The 15,295-nt window shown below is 71.4% G+C and carries 16 protein-coding genes; 14 read left to right on the top strand and 2 right to left on the bottom strand.

Annotated elements, in window-relative coordinates; genetic code table 11:
* Positions 1–225: 225 nt before the first annotated feature.
* Positions 226–1,119 carry an FHA domain-containing protein gene (locus tag AB0J42_RS34775; RefSeq protein ID WP_364302196.1) on the bottom strand — a complete coding sequence of 298 codons (894 nt, stop codon included), beginning with the start codon at positions 1,117–1,119 and terminating at the stop codon, positions 226–228.
* A gap of 346 nt (positions 1,120–1,465) precedes the next feature.
* Here AB0J42_RS34775 and AB0J42_RS34770 point away from each other — a divergent pair, with 346 nt between their 5' ends.
* The 10 genes from AB0J42_RS34770 (at position 1,466) to AB0J42_RS34725 (ending at position 11,223) form a co-directional block, all read left to right on the top strand.
* Positions 1,466–1,879: a metalloregulator ArsR/SmtB family transcription factor gene (locus AB0J42_RS34770; protein WP_364302194.1), complete on the top strand. Its 414-nt coding sequence runs from the start codon at positions 1,466–1,468 to the stop codon at positions 1,877–1,879.
* Positions 1,879–2,778 (top strand): cation diffusion facilitator family transporter, encoded by a 900-nt coding sequence (locus AB0J42_RS34765; RefSeq protein ID WP_364302192.1) that lies wholly within the window; start codon positions 1,879–1,881, stop codon positions 2,776–2,778. The genes AB0J42_RS34770 and AB0J42_RS34765 overlap by 1 nt, the downstream gene beginning before the upstream one ends.
* 71 nt (positions 2,779–2,849) lie before the next feature.
* The gene (locus tag AB0J42_RS34760; RefSeq protein WP_364302190.1) at positions 2,850–3,317 is read left to right on the top strand and encodes a hypothetical protein; all 468 of its coding nucleotides are present in this window, start codon (positions 2,850–2,852) and stop codon (positions 3,315–3,317) included.
* A 48-nt stretch (positions 3,318–3,365) separates the two neighbouring features.
* Complete coding sequence (locus AB0J42_RS34755) at positions 3,366–3,911, top strand: hypothetical protein (protein ID WP_364302188.1); 546 nt, start codon at positions 3,366–3,368, stop codon at positions 3,909–3,911.
* Between the two features lie 109 nt (positions 3,912–4,020).
* The gene (locus AB0J42_RS34750; protein ID WP_364302186.1) at positions 4,021–4,611 is read left to right on the top strand and encodes a copper resistance protein CopC; all 591 of its coding nucleotides are present in this window, start codon (positions 4,021–4,023) and stop codon (positions 4,609–4,611) included.
* A gap of 301 nt (positions 4,612–4,912) precedes the next feature.
* Positions 4,913–6,151, top strand: coding sequence for an ABC transporter substrate-binding protein (locus tag AB0J42_RS34745; RefSeq protein WP_364302184.1), 1,239 nt, complete (start codon positions 4,913–4,915; stop codon positions 6,149–6,151).
* Positions 6,152–6,158: 7 nt separating this feature from the next.
* Positions 6,159–7,034 (top strand): branched-chain amino acid ABC transporter permease, encoded by an 876-nt coding sequence (locus AB0J42_RS34740; RefSeq protein WP_364302182.1) that lies wholly within the window; start codon positions 6,159–6,161, stop codon positions 7,032–7,034.
* Entirely contained in the window at positions 7,027–8,829 is a 1,803-nt protein-coding gene (locus AB0J42_RS34735; RefSeq protein ID WP_364302180.1) for a branched-chain amino acid ABC transporter ATP-binding protein/permease, read from the top strand. Before AB0J42_RS34740 ends, AB0J42_RS34735 begins: the two co-directional genes overlap by 8 nt.
* Entirely contained in the window at positions 8,826–9,578 is a 753-nt protein-coding gene (locus tag AB0J42_RS34730) for an ABC transporter ATP-binding protein (RefSeq protein ID WP_364302178.1), read from the top strand. Before AB0J42_RS34735 ends, AB0J42_RS34730 begins: the two co-directional genes overlap by 4 nt.
* A 1-nt stretch (position 9,579) precedes the next feature.
* On the top strand, positions 9,580–11,223 hold the full coding sequence (locus AB0J42_RS34725) for an AMP-binding protein (RefSeq protein WP_364302176.1): 1,644 nt from the start codon (positions 9,580–9,582) through the stop codon (positions 11,221–11,223).
* A gap of 45 nt (positions 11,224–11,268) precedes the next feature.
* Here AB0J42_RS34725 and AB0J42_RS34720 read toward each other — a convergent pair whose 3' ends face one another.
* Positions 11,269–11,922, bottom strand: a complete 654-nt coding sequence (locus AB0J42_RS34720) for a TetR/AcrR family transcriptional regulator (protein ID WP_364302174.1) — start codon at positions 11,920–11,922, stop codon at positions 11,269–11,271.
* A gap of 85 nt (positions 11,923–12,007) precedes the next feature.
* Here AB0J42_RS34720 and AB0J42_RS34715 point away from each other — a divergent pair, with 85 nt between their 5' ends.
* The 4 genes from AB0J42_RS34715 to AB0J42_RS34700 are packed head-to-tail and all read left to right on the top strand — an operon-like array spanning position 12,008 to position 15,294.
* Positions 12,008–12,976 carry an amidohydrolase family protein gene (locus AB0J42_RS34715; RefSeq protein ID WP_364302172.1) on the top strand — a complete coding sequence of 323 codons (969 nt, stop codon included), beginning with the start codon at positions 12,008–12,010 and terminating at the stop codon, positions 12,974–12,976.
* Entirely contained in the window at positions 12,973–13,701 is a 729-nt protein-coding gene (locus AB0J42_RS34710) for an SDR family oxidoreductase (RefSeq protein WP_364302170.1), read from the top strand. Before AB0J42_RS34715 ends, AB0J42_RS34710 begins: the two co-directional genes overlap by 4 nt.
* Positions 13,698–14,513 (top strand): enoyl-CoA hydratase-related protein, encoded by an 816-nt coding sequence (locus tag AB0J42_RS34705; protein WP_364302168.1) that lies wholly within the window; start codon positions 13,698–13,700, stop codon positions 14,511–14,513. The genes AB0J42_RS34710 and AB0J42_RS34705 overlap by 4 nt, the downstream gene beginning before the upstream one ends.
* A gap of 10 nt (positions 14,514–14,523) precedes the next feature.
* Positions 14,524–15,294, top strand: a complete 771-nt coding sequence (locus AB0J42_RS34700) for an SDR family oxidoreductase (RefSeq protein WP_364302166.1) — start codon at positions 14,524–14,526, stop codon at positions 15,292–15,294.
* The last annotated feature ends 1 nt before the right edge of the window (position 15,295 follow it).

Here is a 15,295-nt window from a genome sequence, read left to right as displayed (position 1 = left end):
TGATACAAATGTGACAGTTGATGCTATTGCTGCTTAAATAGCACCAGATCGCAGAGTGGCTTCATTCTCATACACCACGATCTTGGACGCGGCCCGGCCGTCCTCGGCGGCCGAGGTGTATGGGGTCCTGGCTCGGTTCTGTCATAACCTGCCGCCGTTACCCCGGTACGTGGATGCCGCCGCGTTCGACCCCGCTCGTGCGTACGCGTCCGTGCTGGGCCGTGTTCACCCCTCTTCGGGTGGGATGTACGTGACGGATCCGCCCTGATCACCCAGTTCAGGAGGAGACGCGAGGCTGGGCAGGAACCGGTGGCCCGACAGCCGGACCACCACCGCCCCGCCGAGCAGGAGCGCGTCCCGGTCACCCACGATGATCTCCGTCCCCGGCTTCAGGCGGCTCTCCCGGGGAGCGTTGCCGCGCCTGATCGTGGTCCCGTTGCTGGAGCCGAGGTCGACCGCGGTGAGGCGTGCCTGCACCCCCGTCAGCTGCAGTTTCACGTGCTGACGGCTCACCTGGGCACGAGCGCGCGGAGAGGGGAGCCCGCCCGCGCCGAGGTTGATCCCGTACGAGAGACGCCCCCGCCCGACGACGACCGCGACCCCCTCGCTGATCGGAAAGCGGACGATCTCCCCACCGGCCCGGTCGGCGACCACGATCATCCGGGTGATGCCGCGCGGCCCGGCCTCCTCCAGCGGACGGCCGCAGGACGGGCAGCGCACCGAGCCGTCCTCATCGACCCGCGGCCAGCACGTCAGCCGGTCCGGCGACGCCATCGCCTCGACGCAGGAGCGCCCGGTGCAGCGCCACTCGGACCGCAGCACCCGCCGGTGCGCCCCCTTGCCGATGTTGATGCGGTACGCGAAACCGAGCTCCTTGGCTTCTTCGTGCCGCGACTTCACCTGCTCGGGCACCTCGCGGATGCCGCTCGGCACGAGCTGGAGGCCGTCCGCGCCGTACTCGCAGCTCAGGAACCGGTCGGCGGCGCCCGCTATCCACGGGTGCGCGCGCCGGTGGTCGATGAACCGGTCGGCGCTGATGACGTGCAGGCCCTTGTCACGGGCGAGTTCGAGAATTTCGGGATCCGCGTGCGGCACCAGCCGCAGTTCGCCTGATTCCACCAGCTTTCGCAGCCGAGGCTTATCGGATTCCGGCAGGGTGTATTCGAGTGAAAGATCGCCGATGAGCGTCAGCGCGGCCGGTCCGTACTGGCGATCCCAGCATTCGCGTATCAATGCCAGTCGTGACAGCAGCGGTTCATGTCTGCCGACCGGAGGTATTCTCGACGACCAGCAGACATTGGCCACGTCGACGACGGCACCCGCGGTTCTCATCGGTCACCTCTTTCCTGGACGAATATCCGATGGTGAGGCTAGGACCGCAAGTCTCGGCCTGTTAGGAGAAAAGCAGAATTCGCGGATATGCCCCGCTTGACACCCCGTTCCACCTCTCTCCTACCATGTACATATGAACAGCTCTTCAGATGAGAACGTGTTGATCATCGACGGGTGCACCGTCAGGGTGGTCGACGGCGACCGGGTGACCGCCGTGCGCGAGCGGATGCCCTCAGCCGAGGACGTGGCCGACACCGCCGACGTCTTCGGCCTGCTGTCGGACCCCAACCGGCTGCGCCTGCTGGTCGCGCTGCTGGACGGAGAGCTGTGCGTGTGCGACCTGGCGGCGGTGACCGGGCAGAGCGAATCGGCCGTATCCCACGCGCTGCGGCTGCTGCGCGCGCACCGTATCGTAGCCGCGCGCCGGTCCGGCCGGATGGCGTACTACCGGCTGGAGGATCCGCACGTGCGGATGCTGCTGGACCTGGCGCTCCTCCACACCGGGCACACCGCGGCCATGCATCCAGAACGCGACGGGAGGGAGTAATGGGAGTCGGGCACGGGCACGGGCACGCGGGCGGCCGCCACCGCTGGCGGCTGGCCGTCTCGTTCGTCCTGATCGGCGCCTTCTTCCTGGTCGAGCTCGCGTACGGGCTCATCTCCGGCTCGCTGGCGCTGCTGTCGGACGCCGGCCACATGGCGGCCGACGTGGTCACCCTCGGCGCGGCGCTGGTCGCCACCAGGATCGCCACCCGCCCCGACACCACCGGCCGGCGCAGCTACGGCTCCTACCGGGCCGAGGTGTTCGCCTCCCTGCTGGCCGTGGTGCTGATGCTCGTCGTCTCCGTCTACGTGGTCGCGGAGGCGATCGGCCGGATCGGCACGCCCGCCGAGGTAGCCTCCGGGCCGATGCTGTTCGTCGGCGCGCTCGGCCTGGCCGTCAACCTGGTCGCGCTGATGCTGCTGCGTTCCGGCGCCGCCGAGAGCCTCAACGTCAAAGGCGCCTATCTGGAGGTCGTGGCCGACACCGCGGGCTCCGTCGGCGTCATCGTCGCCGGCTGGCTGGTGGCCACCACCGGCGCGTCCATCTGGGACACCGTGATCGCCCTGGCCATCGGCGTCTTCGTCGCCGTCCGGGCCGTCCTGCTCGGCCGCCAGGTCTTCGCCGTGCTGGGACAGCACGTGCCCGAGGGGATCGACCCCGTCGCGGTGGCCGAGGACCTGGCCGCCATCAAGGGCGTCCACGACGTGCACGACCTGCACCTGTGGACGCTGACCTCCGGCATGAACGTCGCCACCGCCCACCTGGTCACCGCCGACCTGAACGACAACCACGCGGTGCTGGACCAGGCGCGCGACCTGCTGCTCCAGCGGCACGGCGTCGCCCACGCCACCCTCCAGGTCGAACCCATCGACCACAGCGGCTGCGACGAGCTGGGCTGGTGACCGCTGAACTTCCCCGGCCGGGGTGCGTATCTCCTGTGGAAGAGCTCTGCCCTCGTACCCGGGACTCGACCATGACGCATCACCTCGGCAAGCTGTTCGGCGCCGCGCTTCTCGGCACGCTCCTCACCGCCTGCTCCCCACCGGCGGCCGGGGACCCGCAGGCGGCTCAGCACGGGAATCAGCACGGCGGTCAACACGGTCAGCACGCTGGCCACCACGGGGCTCCACCGGCCCCCGGGAAGACGGCGACCGTCGCGAGCATCGACCAGCTCGGCGCCGCGCTCGGCTGCCCCGGCCCCAAGCTGCAGATCGACGCGGCGGAGCTGCGGCAGGCCGCCTGCAAGACCTCCACCGGCCACTCCATCCTGGTCACCTTCACCACGGGCAAGAACCAGCGCGACTGGCTCGACGCCGCCCAGCCGTACGGCGGCACCTACCTGGTGGGCGACCGCTGGGTGGTCGTCTCCGAGCCGCCCGTGCTGGAAGGGCTGCGCGCCCAGCTCGGCGGCCGGATCGAATCGGGTGACCAGCACCATTGACCCGCCTATGAAACGCACACCGACACATCGAGCTGAAAAGATGGAAGCATGGCCCCGGCTCTCCGTATGATCCGCGCGGCCGCGTTCGCCGCGGTTTGCGTCGTGGTCTCGGCCGCCGGTCACCGGGTTGCCGGAGGCGGCGCGATCTCGGCGTCCGCGCTCGCGATCAGCCTGGTGGTGACCTTCGCCCTCGCCCTCGCCTGCAACAGGCGCGAACGCACCCGCGGGGCCGTGCTCACCGCGACCACGTTCACCCAGGTCGTCCTGCACCTGACGTTCTCGCTGGTGGCGCCGGGGAGCGTGCTCGCCCCCGGTCACGGCCACATGAACGCCGGCATGACGCTGGTCCACCTCACCCTCGCGCTGCTGAGCGGCTGGTGGCTGCACCAGGGCGAGAGCGTCGTGTGGGCGATGCTGCGGCTGTGGGGCGTCGCGCCGCTCCGGCTGCTGCTCCTGGTGGCGGCCTCGCCCGTACAGGTTCCCCGGCGGGTGCGGCCGGTTCCGTCCGCGCGCCACAGCGGGCCCCGGCGTTCCCTGGAGTTCACGGCGGCGGTGCACCGGCGCGGCCCGCCCGGGCTCGCCCGCGCCGGCTGACGCCCACGTCCCCCGGCGCTCCGTGGTCATCAGGTGCGCGCGCCGTCACAGCCGCGCGCACGCCGGTGTACCCGGCTGAGGGCCGGGTCTTCATCTTTGGAGTCGCACGATGGCGATCGCGCCGCGTTCCATCCTGGTCGCTCTGCTGAGCGGCCTGCTGGTGGTGTTCCTCGCCCCTGCCGCCCTGGCTCACGACCGGCTCGTGGGCAGCACTCCGGCCGAGGGCGCCACCGTCACCTCGCTCGACGAGATCGAGCTGGAGTTCTCCGCCCGCGTCCGGATGCCCGTCGTCGCCCTGCGCGACGCGGACGACACCCAGCTGAACCTGGGCAAGCCGAAGGCCGAGGGCAAGTTCGTCCGCGTGGAGGTGCCCGAGCCGCTGGCGGCCGGGAAGTACGTCATCGCCTGGCGGGTGGTGTCCTCCGACGGTCACCCGATCCAGGGCGAGATCCCCTTCACCGCGAAGGGCGAGCCGACGCCCACCCCCGAAGCCGAGGAAGATTCGGCCGCTCCCTCCGCCGAGCCCAGCGAGGCCGCCACGTCGGCCGCGCCGGTCGAGGAGACTCCGGACGCCTCCCCGGTGTCGGCGGAGAGTGAGGGCCTGCCCGGCTGGGTCTGGATCGCCGCGGCGGTGCTCGCCCTGCTGGGCGTCGGCACCTTCGTGGCCGGCCGGAAGGGTTCGGCGAAGAAGTCCGGGTAAACCGGGACCGAAAAGGCTTGGCCGAGGAGTCCGCGTTGGCGTTCAGCGCCCAACCAGCTCCTCGGCCGGCGCCCACGAGGACCTCCGCCCGCTCGGCCAGGTCCATCGCCCACTCCAGGCCACCCGTTCCGCGATGCCCGCCGTGCGGCGCGAGCACCGCCGGCAGGATTTGGGCGCGCTCACCGGACGCACCTCTTCCAGCTTCCGAACGGCCCTCGGCTCCTAGTCGATCCTCCTGTGACTCTTGACGCACCCTCGGGGCAAGTATACAAACGTTCATACATTAAATGAGGAGGCGACCGTGACCACGTATCGGACGGACCGGATGTCTCGGCGAGGATTTCTGGCGGGCACCGCGTCCGTCACCGCGCTCGGCATGCTGGGCTTGGGGACCGCGGCGTGCGGAAGTTCGACGGCCGGCGGCCAGGCGACGGCCCGAATCGGGTGGGTGGAGCCCAAGACCGGCCGGCTCGCCGCCGCGTACAAGCCGATCTACGTCGGTGCGAGGCTCGCCCTGGAGAACCTGGAGGCGGACGGTGGTCTGCTCGGGCAGCCGGTTCAGGTCACCGAGGAGGACGACAAGGGGAGCCCGGCCAGCCAGCCGGCCGTGGCGCAACGGCTGATCCGTGAGAAGCCGACGTTCGTGGTCGGGCCCACCGGGAGCTCGCAGGTCCTGGCGTCGGTGACGGCCCTCGCCCGGGCGAAGCTGATCCAGTCGGCCTGGGGCGGCGCGGAACTGCTCGGGGACGGCGACCGCTTCCCCTACCACTACCAGCTCGTGTACAACACCACCCAGCAGGCCAGGGTGGCTGCGCGTTTCCTGTACGAGGTCCGCGGGCTCCGGAAGATCGGCATCATCGCGGAGAACTCCGAGTTCGGCACGTCGATCAGGGACGCGGTCGTCCAGACTCTGCGCGACTCCTACTCCGCCGAACCGGTAGCGGTCGAGGTGTTCGAGGTGGACGCCTCCGACATGACGCCGTTCGTACGCAACCTGGAACGGGCCGGGGTGGACGGCCTCGGCCTGTTCACCGGCCAACCGCAGGCGACCATCCTGATCCTGCGGGCGATGACGGCGAGCGACTTCCACCCGGTGATCGTCTCGCACGACCTCAACTACATCGAGGCGCTCGAGGAGTTCCCCCGCCCGCTGCTCGACGGGTTCTTCGGCACCACCTACCGCGGGCTCACCTACACCGGCGACGAGGAGCCCTCCGCCGAGGTGCGTGCGCTGGTCGAGCGGATCAACAAGCATCCCGACACCGCCGGTCTCGGCTACTCGGCGGTGACCAGCCCCTACTACGACTACATGATGCTGATGGCCAAGGTGATCGAGGAGACCAAGAGCCTCGACCCGGCGACGCTCAAGGCCGCGCTCGACCAGGTCGACGGCTATCAGGGTGTCCGGGCGAAGGTGTCGTTCACCCCGAAACGGCACTCCGGGATCGCCGATGAGGACATCACGGTGGGCACCCTCATGTCGGCGAAGGAGCCGCAGAGCCTGGGCGGAGTCCTCCGGCGGCGCGCGGATGGGGTGTGACCGGCCGATGATCGCCGACATCCTGGTCGCGGGTCTCGTCTTCGGCAGCCTCTACGGCCTGGTCGCCGTGGGATTCAACGTTCTGCACCGGCCGACGAACGTGGTGAACTTCGCCCAGGGCGAGCTCATCATGATCGGTGCGATGCTGATGGCGGCGACCCCGATCGGCGGGCTTCCCTGGGGGATCGCCGCCGTCTGCGTGATGGCGATCGTCGCGCTCGTGGCGCTGGTCGAGGAGCGGGTCGCCGTGACTCCGGTGCTGCGCAGGTCGTCCCACGCCGTCGGCTGGGTGATCACCACGCTGGCGTTCTCGCTGCTGCTCGTGGAGGCCGCCGGGCGGCTGTGGACAGACCAGCCGAGCACCGTCGTGCCCCCTTGGCCGCTGTCCATCCGGGTTCATGAGGTGCTGGGCATCCGGTTCTCCAGTTACCAGGTCGCCGTCGTGGTCGTCGCCGTCGCCGTGGTGGCCCTGCTCGGAGTCCTGGATCGTTCCCGGCTCGGCACCGCGTTGCGGGCGGTGGCCGCCGACCGGGACGGCGCCCGGCTGCGCGGCATCGACCCGACGGCGCTCACCCGCCGTTCCTTCCTGCTCGGCGGTGCGCTCGCGGGGCTCACCGGGGTTCTGGCGGCGCCGCTGCTGCTGGCCTCGGTGACGATGGGGCTGGCTCTACTGATCAAGGGCTTCGCCGCCCTGGCGGTCGGCGGGATCGGCGACAACCGCGGCGTGCTGGTGGCGGGCTGGATGCTCGGCGTCATCGAGGCCGCGGGCGCCGTCTTCGCCTCGCCCGGTTTGCAGTCCGTCGTCCTGTTCGCGGCTATGCTGCTCATCCTGCTGATCCGGCCCAACGGCCTGCGTGGTCTGGCGGTGCAACGTCATGTCTGAAGCTCGCGCAAGACGGTCCGGCACCGTGCGGCGCGCGGCCCCGTGGCTCGCCCTCGTGGCGGCCGCCGCCGCCCTGCCGCTGCTGAGCGTCGATCCGACGATCACCTACCTGGCCACCACCGCCGGGATCTACGTGCTGGTCGGCACCGGGCTGAACCTCATGTTCGGCTACACCGGCCAGGTCTCGCTCGGGCAGGGCGCGCTGGTCGCCGTCGGCGCCTACACCACGGGCATCCTCATGGCCGACCACGGCTGGACGTTCTGGGCGGCGGCCCCGGTGGCGGTGGCGGTATCCGTGGGGGCGGGGACCCTGATGGCCCTGCCCGCCTTCCGGCTTTCGTCCTGGTACATCGCCCTGGTCACGCTCGGCGCGGCGATGGCGGCGCGCAGCCTCCTGGTGGAGTTCGAGGGGTTGACCGGCGGCTGGTCGGGGTTGGTCGGCATACCCCGGCCGGCCGTCGGGTCCTGGGAGCTCGGGGAACGGGACATCCTCTGGCTGGTCCTGGCCGTCAACGTCATGCTGTTCGTCATGGTCCGCGCCATCGTCGACTCCCGCCTGGGCCGCGGCATGATGGCCGTCCGCGACGCCCCGGAGATGGCGCAGAGCGTCGGCGTCGCGCCCGCCCGGATGAAGCTCTTCGCCTTCGCCTGCGGCGGCGCCACCGCCGGGCTGGGCGGGGCGCTGCTGGCCGTCCACCACGGGCTGGTCACCCCGGACGACTTCACCCTCGACTTCTCCATCTTCTTCCTGCTGGTGGTCATCATCGGCGGTGCGGCGCGGCTGGCGGGCCCGATCATCGGCACCCTGCTGTTCTTCGTCCTCCCCGAACTGCTCACCGGCCTGGCGGAGTGGCGCGGGCTCATCTACGGCGCGGCGCTGCTCGTACTCATGGTGTACGCGCCACAGGGCATCGCCGGGACGTGGGCGCGGCTACGGACACGCCGCGGGGCCTCCGGCGCCCCTGACACCTCCGGCGCTTCCGGCGCTTCCAGCGCGGACGTCCCGGTCGAGGCCGGGCCGCCGCGGGGGAAGCCGCTCGGCGTCCGGCTGGTCGGTGTCCGCAAGTCGTTCGGCGGGGTGCACGCCCTGCAGGGCATCGACCTCACCGTCGAGCCGGGCACGGTCCACGCGATCGTCGGGCCCAACGGTTCGGGCAAGACGACCCTGCTCAACGTGATCAGCCGGCTGCTGCCGCAGGACGGGGGGCAGGTCATGCTCGACGCCGAGGACGTCAGCCGGGCCTCCGCCGAGCGGCTCGCCCGCCGCGGCGTGGCGCGCGTCTTCCAGACCCCGCGGCTGCTGGGCGCGTCGAGCCTGCGGGACAACGTCCTGCTCGGCGCCTACACACGGGAGCGGGCGGGCGGGCCGGCGACCATCCTGCGGCTGCCCTGGGCCCGCCGCGAGCAGGCCGAGCTCTCGGCGGAGGCCGAGCGGCTCCTGGCCGGTCAGGGACTGGCCGGACGGGCGGCCGAGGAAGCCGCCGCGCTGCCTCACGGTGAGCAGCGGCTGCTGGAGGTGGCACGGGCGTTGATGGCCCGTCCGCGCCTGCTGCTGATGGACGAACCCGCGGCCGGGCTCACGCCGCGGGAGCTGGAGTCGCTGGGCCGCCTGATCCGGGCGATCCGCGACACCGGCACCACGGTGATCCTGGTGGAGCATCACATCGAACTCGTCGCGAGCGTCGCCGACGTGGTGACCGTCCTGGACCGGGGCCGGCTGGTGACGTCGGGGCCGCCGCAGGAGGCCCTCGGTGACGCACGGGTCGTGGAAGTGTACTTGGGGGCACCCGCATGACAGCACAGGGCGACGAACTGATCTCCGTGTCCGCGCTGAGCTCGGGCTACGGCGCGGTGCCGGTCGTCCGCTCGGTGGACTTCACCGTGAGGACGGGCGAGATCTTCGCGGTGGTCGGCGGAAACGGGGCCGGGAAGACCACCCTGCTCAGCACCATCTCGGGGCTGCTGCGCCCCACGTCGGGGTCGGTCCGGTTCGCGGGCACCGACATCACCGGGTGGAGCCCCGAGCGCATCGCGGCGCACGGCCTGGTCCACGTCCCCGAGGGCAGACGCCTGTTCACCGGGCTGACGGTGGCCGAGCACCTGCGGCTCGGGCTCTGGAACGTCCCCGGCGGGCGCCGGCTCGAACGGGAGCGGACGGAACAGGTCGTCGACCTGTTCCCGGTGCTGGGCGAGCGGATGGACGCCTACGCCGAGGTGCTCAGCGGCGGAGAGCAGCAGATGCTCGCCATCGGTCAGGCGCTGATGCGCGAACCTCGGGTCCTGCTGCTCGACGAACCGTCCATCGGGCTGGCTCCCGTGATCATTCAGCGGGTGTTCGCGGTGGTGGACCGGCTGCGGGCGCGGAATCTGACGGTGATCCTGGTGGAGCAGCGCGTCGGCCAGGCGCTGGCGCTCGCGGACCGGGGACTGGTGATGCGGCACGGACAGGTGGAGGCGACCGGGTCCGCCGCAGAGCTGGCGGAGGACCCCGCGCTGCGGGTCGCGTACCTGGGCGTGTCCGGTGACCGGCGGATCAAGGAGTGACATGAGCGGTGAATGGTGGGGCGCGGTGCCCGAGGCAGCGGACTGTGTGGTCGGGGAGTTGCTCATCCGCCGGGCCGCGGAGCATCCGGACCGGGTGTACGCGGTCTTCGAGGACGGGACACGGTGGACGTACGCCGACACCCTGGCCGAGGCCGAGCGGGTCGCCGCCGGGCTGCACGGCCTGGGTGCGCGTCCGGGTGACATGGTGGTCTCCTGGCTGCCCAACGGACCCGACGCCCTGCGCGTCTGGTTCGGGGTGAACCTGCTCGGCTGTACGCTCGTCCCGCTCAACACCGCCTACCGGGGCGGACTGCTCGAACACGCGATCCGGCTGTCCGGAGCGCGGGTGGCGGTCGTCCACGCCGAGCTGGCCGGGCGGCTGGACGAGATCGACACCGGTGCGCTGGAACGGGTGGTGGTCCTCGGAGCGGACGACGCCCGGCCGGGCCGCCCGGTCGCCGCGCCGAGGCCGGAGGTGCTGGGACCGGAGACGCTGGCCACGCCGGCCCCGGGATTCCGCCCGGAATCGCCGCACGCGCCGTGGGACCCGTACGCGGTGATCCTGACGTCGGGGACGACCGGGCCGTCGAAAGGCGTCCTGTGCTCGTACGTACAGCTCGCTGCGTGCGCGCGGGCCGCTTTCGGCGGCTGCTTCGGTGCGGACGACCGCTACATGGTGAACCTCCCGCTGTTCCACGCGGGCGGCACGATCGGCACGTACGCCGCGCTGCTGCTCGGTGGCGGGATCAGTCTGGTCAGCGCGTTCGACACCGAGTCGTTCTGGCCGACCGTACGAGCGACGGGCACCACGCATGTGACGCTGCTCGGCGTGATGGCGACGTTCCTGGCCAAGCGCCCGCCGTCCCACCAGGATCGGGCCCACCCCCTGCGGCACGTCTTCATGATTCCACTGATCGAGGAGAGCGCGGCGTTCGCCGAGCGCTTCGGCGTCGACGTGGTGGCCATGTTCAACATGACAGAGGTCTCGATCCCGATCATCTCCGGCCCCAACCCCGGTGTCCCGGGAACATCCGGCCGGGTGCGGCCGGGCGTGGAGGCGCGGGTCGTGGACGAGCACGATCGGGAGGTGCCCGACGGGGAGGTCGGGGAACTGGTGCTCCGCACGGACCAGCCGTGGGCGATGAACTCCGGCTATCTCGGGATGCCCGAGGCGACGGCACGGGCCTGGCGCAACGGCTGGTTCCATACCGGTGACGCCTTCCGCACGGTGGACGGCGAGTTCTTCTTCGTGGACCGGATGGGCGACACGATCCGGCGCCGCGGCGAGAACATCTCCTCGGCCGAGGTGGAGGTCGAGCTGCTGGCGCATCCGTCGGTCCGTGAGGCCGCCGTGGTCGCCGTGCCGAGCCCCTACGGCGAGGACGACGTGCTCGCCGTGGTCGCCCCCACGGAGGGCGCGACGATCGACCCGGCCGAGCTGTTCCGTTTCCTGATCCCGCGGATGGCGCACTTCATGGTGCCCCGCTACCTGCGCGTGGTCGACGCGCTCCCGCACACCCCGACGAACAAGGTCGAGAAGCATCGGCTGCGCTCGGACGGCGTCACGGCGGACACGGTCGATCGCGAGCGGCTGGGCGTGATCGTCCGCCGGGACCGCATCGGTGGGACACCCGCGGCACGCTGAGCCCTCCGGCCCGCGGGCCGGAGGGCTCAGGGGCCCGGCCGGGCGTCAGGCGTCCGGCGGACCGGCGCCGACGAGTTGCAGGGCGAGGAAGGAGTACTGGTCGGCGAGCTCCCGGGCCGACACCGCGCCCTCCGGGCGGAACCACTGCCCGGCGTTGATGCACATGTCGAGGATGGCCTTGGCGACCACGTCCACCTGAGCCGGGCGCGACGCCCGCGGGTCGCTGAGCCGGAAGCGGCGTGCGGCCAGGCCCCGCTTCAGGGTGCGTTCGAAGATCCGGCGGATCCGCCGCTGGGCGTCCAGAATCTCCTTGGCCTGCTCAGGTGGCAGGTGACGCCATTCGGTCCGGGCGACCAGGCCCTCCACCCGTCGTTCGGTGTGGAAGAGCGTGAGCTCCCGGACCAGCTCGGCCAGCTGCCGGTCGGCCTGATCACCGCCACGCAGCAGCCCTTCTTCCAGCATGCGCTCGGAGTCCTCGTACGCCCGCTTGAGGATCGCGTAGAGCACTTCCTCCTTGGACTCGTAGTGGTTGTAGAGCGAGCCCGCGGTGACGCCGCACGCGGCAGTGATCTTGCGGACGCTGGTAGCGGGAAACCCGTCCTCGTAGAACAGGCGCGCCGCCTCGTCGAGGATCCGCCGGCTCATCGAGGTCGCGGCCGGCGGGTCTTCCGCGGGCGCCTGGGAACGTGTCGTAGCCACGCTTTGACGCTACCACCAACATAAACGTTCATTGACCTCTGAGCGTCGCATGTGGTAAACAAACGTTTATACAGAAGGAGGTCAGATGCGTGAACCGGTGATAGACGTCTGCGAGGTCGTCTACGACACCGAGTGCTGGACTGCCTATCTACGGGCGCTGGCCACCGCCGCGCCACGCTATCTCGTCCTGTTCGCCGGCCGCCTCGCCACCCTCACCGGCCGCGCTCCGGGTGACGTGGCGGCGGAGGCGTCCCGAGACCCGGCAGGCACGGCCGACCGGCTGGCCGCCGTCCTCGGGCACGAGTTCGACATCGACCGCCACGTCGCCGCACTGGCCGAAACCGGCGTCTCCCATCAGGTCCTGCACGGAGGGCCGTGGCCCGTCGGGGACGGCACCGTCAACGACCGGGTGGCAGCCTACGCCGCCCGCCACCCGGACCGCCTCAGCGTCTGGGCAGGCGTCAGCCTCACCGACCCGAGGACGGCGATCGCGGAGGCCCGTCGTGCGCTCGACGACCTCGGCGCGACAGGGCTGTCGGTCATCCCGTTCCTGGACGGCGTCGACCCGTCCGGACCCGAGCACGCGGGGCTCTGGCGGCTCGCCGCCGACCGCGGCCTCCCGGTCTGGCTGCACTGCGGACAGCACTTCCGCTCAGAAGTCCCGATCGACGTCTCCGCGCCGCGGGTGCTGGACCGGATCGCCGGCGCGTACCCCGGCCTCGTCCTGATCGCCGGTCACGGCGGCTGGCCCTGGGTCGCGGAGATGCTGGCCGTTGCGCAGCGCCACGCCGACGTCTACCTGGAGTTCTCCTCGCACCGTCCGGCCAGGATGGCAGCCCCCGGCTCGGGGTGGGAGGCGCTGCTCTCACTCGGCGCCACGTCCGTACGGAACCGGGTCCTTTTCGGCTCGACCAGCTGGACGCAGGCGCGCCCGCCCGCCGAACTCGCCGGCGAGGTCACCCGCCTCGGACTGCCTGACGAAGTCGTCCGGGCCTGGCTGCACGACAACGCCGAACGGCTGCTGAACCGGACCTCGCCGGGATCGGCGTCATGAACGGCCGCCGGATACTGGTCACCGGAGCCGCCGGAGGCATCGGCACGTCACTCGTCGCCGAGCTGCTCCGGCAGGGCGCCCGGGTGCTGGCGACCGACATGGACGAGCCCGGATGCCGCGACCTGGAGCGGCGGTTCGGCGATCAGCTGCACACGATGCCGCTCGACCTGACGGAGAGCGGCGCACCGCGGCGCGTCGTCGACCGGGCGATCGACCGGCTGGGCGGGCTTGACGGACTCGTCAACAACGCGGGCGTGGAGCACCGCGCGGCGCTGTCCGAGCACGGCACCGCCGACTGGATCCGGGTGCTGGAGGTCAACCTGTCGGCGCCGTTCCGGCTGGCCCGGGCGGCGGCCCCCGTCCTCGCCGGACAGCCGGGCGCCGCGATCGTCAACGTCTGCTCGATCGCGGTGACCGGCTTCGCCGGACAGGCGGCCTATGACGCGAGCAAGGGCGGGTTGCTGAGCCTGACCCGCTCGCTCGCAGTAGAGCTGGGACCGCTCGGCGTCCGCGCGAACGCGGTGTGCCCCGGCTTCATCGACACGCCGATGCTCGACACGAGCGGGCTGCGCGGGCTGGCGGAGAAGGTCACGGCACGGCTGCCGCTGGGCCGGTGCGGACGTCCGGAGGAAGTTTCCGCCGCGATCACATGGCTTCTGGGGTCAGGTGCCGGTTACATCACCGGCCAGGCGCTGTTCGTCGATGGAGGGATGGTCAGAGCGTGACGCACGATCAGGAAAGCGCTATAGAGACCTTGCTGGTGTCCCGGCCGGAGCCGGGGGTGCTCTGGCTGACCATGAACCGTCCGGCCCGGCGGAACGCACTCGACCGCACCCTGGGCGAGGAGTTGCTGCGCGCGCTGGAGCGCGCCGAGACCGACCCGGAGGCCAGGGTCGTGGTGCTGACGGGGGCGGGCAGCGCCTTCTGCGGCGGGGACGATCTCAGCGCGGTGGACGAGCACCTCGCCGGGGACCGCAGGCACTCGCCGGTGCTCGGCGACACCGCCGATCCGGTGTACCTGCGCATCGTCGAGGCGATCGTCACGGCCCCGCAGCCGGTCATCGCGGCGGTCAACGGCCCGGCCGCAGGCGCGGGCACCGAGCTGGCCTGCGCCGCCGACCTGCGGATCGCCTCCGACACCGCGCGGATCGGGAGCTGCCTGGTGAACGTGGCGCAGACCGGCACCGCCGTCATGCTGCCCCGCATCGTCGGAACCGCGAAGGCGACCGAGATCTACCTGTCCGGCGGGCTGCTCGACGCCGCCGACGCCGAGCGCCTGGGCATCTACACCCGTGTCGTCCCCGCCGGGGAGCTCCGGGACGCGGTGCTCGCCGAGGCGCGCCGCCTCGCGGCCGGGCCGACCCGGGCGATCGGGCTCTACAAACAGCTGCGCGAACGGGTGTACGGACAGCCCCTGGAGCAGGCGCTCCGGATCCAGAACAACTTCCACATCCGCAACAACAGGGAAGTCCACGACGCGGTCGAAGGGGCGCGCGCCTTCGTCGAGAAGCGCAGCCCCGAGTTCACCGGCCGATGAGGAGGAACACATGACCGTGACAGACGGAGACGTCTTCGGCCGCCTGGACGGCCGGGTCGTCCTGGTGACAGGCGCGGCCAGCGGCATCGGCGCCGCCTCGATGAGGCTGTTCCGCGCCGTGGGCGCCGAGGTCGTCGGCGTGGACCTGGCTCCGGGAAGCGGCATCGTCCAGGCGGACGTCTCCGACCCGGCACAGGTCGCCGAGGTCGTCGACGAGGTGGTCGCCCGCCACGGCCGGCTCGACGTCGTCCACGGCAACGCCGGCGTCAACGTCCCCGGCCGCCCGCACAGCCTCACCGACGACGACTACCGCAAGGTGATGGGCGTCTGCTGCGACGCCAACTTCTACCTGGTGCGCTCAGCGGTCAGGCACATGCGCGCACACGGCGGGGTGTTCGTGTTCACCTCGTCGATGTGCGGGGTGGCGGCGACACCTCGCTCCCCCGTCTACAACATGGCCAAGCACGCCCTCATCGGCCTCGCCCAGTCGGTCGCCGTGGACTACGGCGCGCAGGGGATCCGCGCGGTCGCCCTGGTCACAGGGCCGACGCACACCGCGATGGTGGACGAGCTGTGGCCGCCGGGCCCGCTGCGCGACTCCCTGACCGCCACCACCTCCGTCGGCCGGCTCGCCAGCCCCGAGGAGCAGGCCCGCGCGGTGGTGTTCGCCGCGCTGCCCGGCAGTTCCTTCCTCACCGGGTGCGCCCTCACCGTGGACGGCGGCGCCACCGCCGGCTGGAACGAGATGGCCCGGACGATGCTCACGCTCAAGGCGGTCTGAC

Source organism: Nonomuraea sp. NPDC049649, assembly GCF_040675175.1.
Lineage (GTDB): Bacteria > Actinomycetota > Actinomycetes > Streptosporangiales > Streptosporangiaceae > Nonomuraea.
The sequence above is the reverse complement of the archived record's forward strand: the minus strand, read 5'-3'. Positions and strand labels throughout refer to the sequence as shown.

Coding starts and splice junctions, on each gene's coding strand:
- AB0J42_RS34770 (WP_364302194.1), top strand. CDS start 1,466: ATGAACAGCTCTTCAGATGAGAACGTGTTGATCATCGACGGGTGCACC.
- AB0J42_RS34765 (WP_364302192.1), top strand. CDS start 1,879: ATGGGAGTCGGGCACGGGCACGGGCACGCGGGCGGCCGCCACCGCTGG.
- AB0J42_RS34760 (WP_364302190.1), top strand. CDS start 2,850: ATGACGCATCACCTCGGCAAGCTGTTCGGCGCCGCGCTTCTCGGCACG.
- AB0J42_RS34755 (WP_364302188.1), top strand. CDS start 3,366: ATGGCCCCGGCTCTCCGTATGATCCGCGCGGCCGCGTTCGCCGCGGTT.
- AB0J42_RS34750 (WP_364302186.1), top strand. CDS start 4,021: ATGGCGATCGCGCCGCGTTCCATCCTGGTCGCTCTGCTGAGCGGCCTG.
- AB0J42_RS34740 (WP_364302182.1), top strand. CDS start 6,159: ATGATCGCCGACATCCTGGTCGCGGGTCTCGTCTTCGGCAGCCTCTAC.
- AB0J42_RS34735 (WP_364302180.1), top strand. CDS start 7,027: ATGTCTGAAGCTCGCGCAAGACGGTCCGGCACCGTGCGGCGCGCGGCC.
- AB0J42_RS34730 (WP_364302178.1), top strand. CDS start 8,826: ATGACAGCACAGGGCGACGAACTGATCTCCGTGTCCGCGCTGAGCTCG.
- AB0J42_RS34725 (WP_364302176.1), top strand. CDS start 9,580: ATGAGCGGTGAATGGTGGGGCGCGGTGCCCGAGGCAGCGGACTGTGTG.
- AB0J42_RS34715 (WP_364302172.1), top strand. CDS start 12,008: ATGCGTGAACCGGTGATAGACGTCTGCGAGGTCGTCTACGACACCGAG.
- AB0J42_RS34710 (WP_364302170.1), top strand. CDS start 12,973: ATGAACGGCCGCCGGATACTGGTCACCGGAGCCGCCGGAGGCATCGGC.
- AB0J42_RS34700 (WP_364302166.1), top strand. CDS start 14,524: ATGACCGTGACAGACGGAGACGTCTTCGGCCGCCTGGACGGCCGGGTC.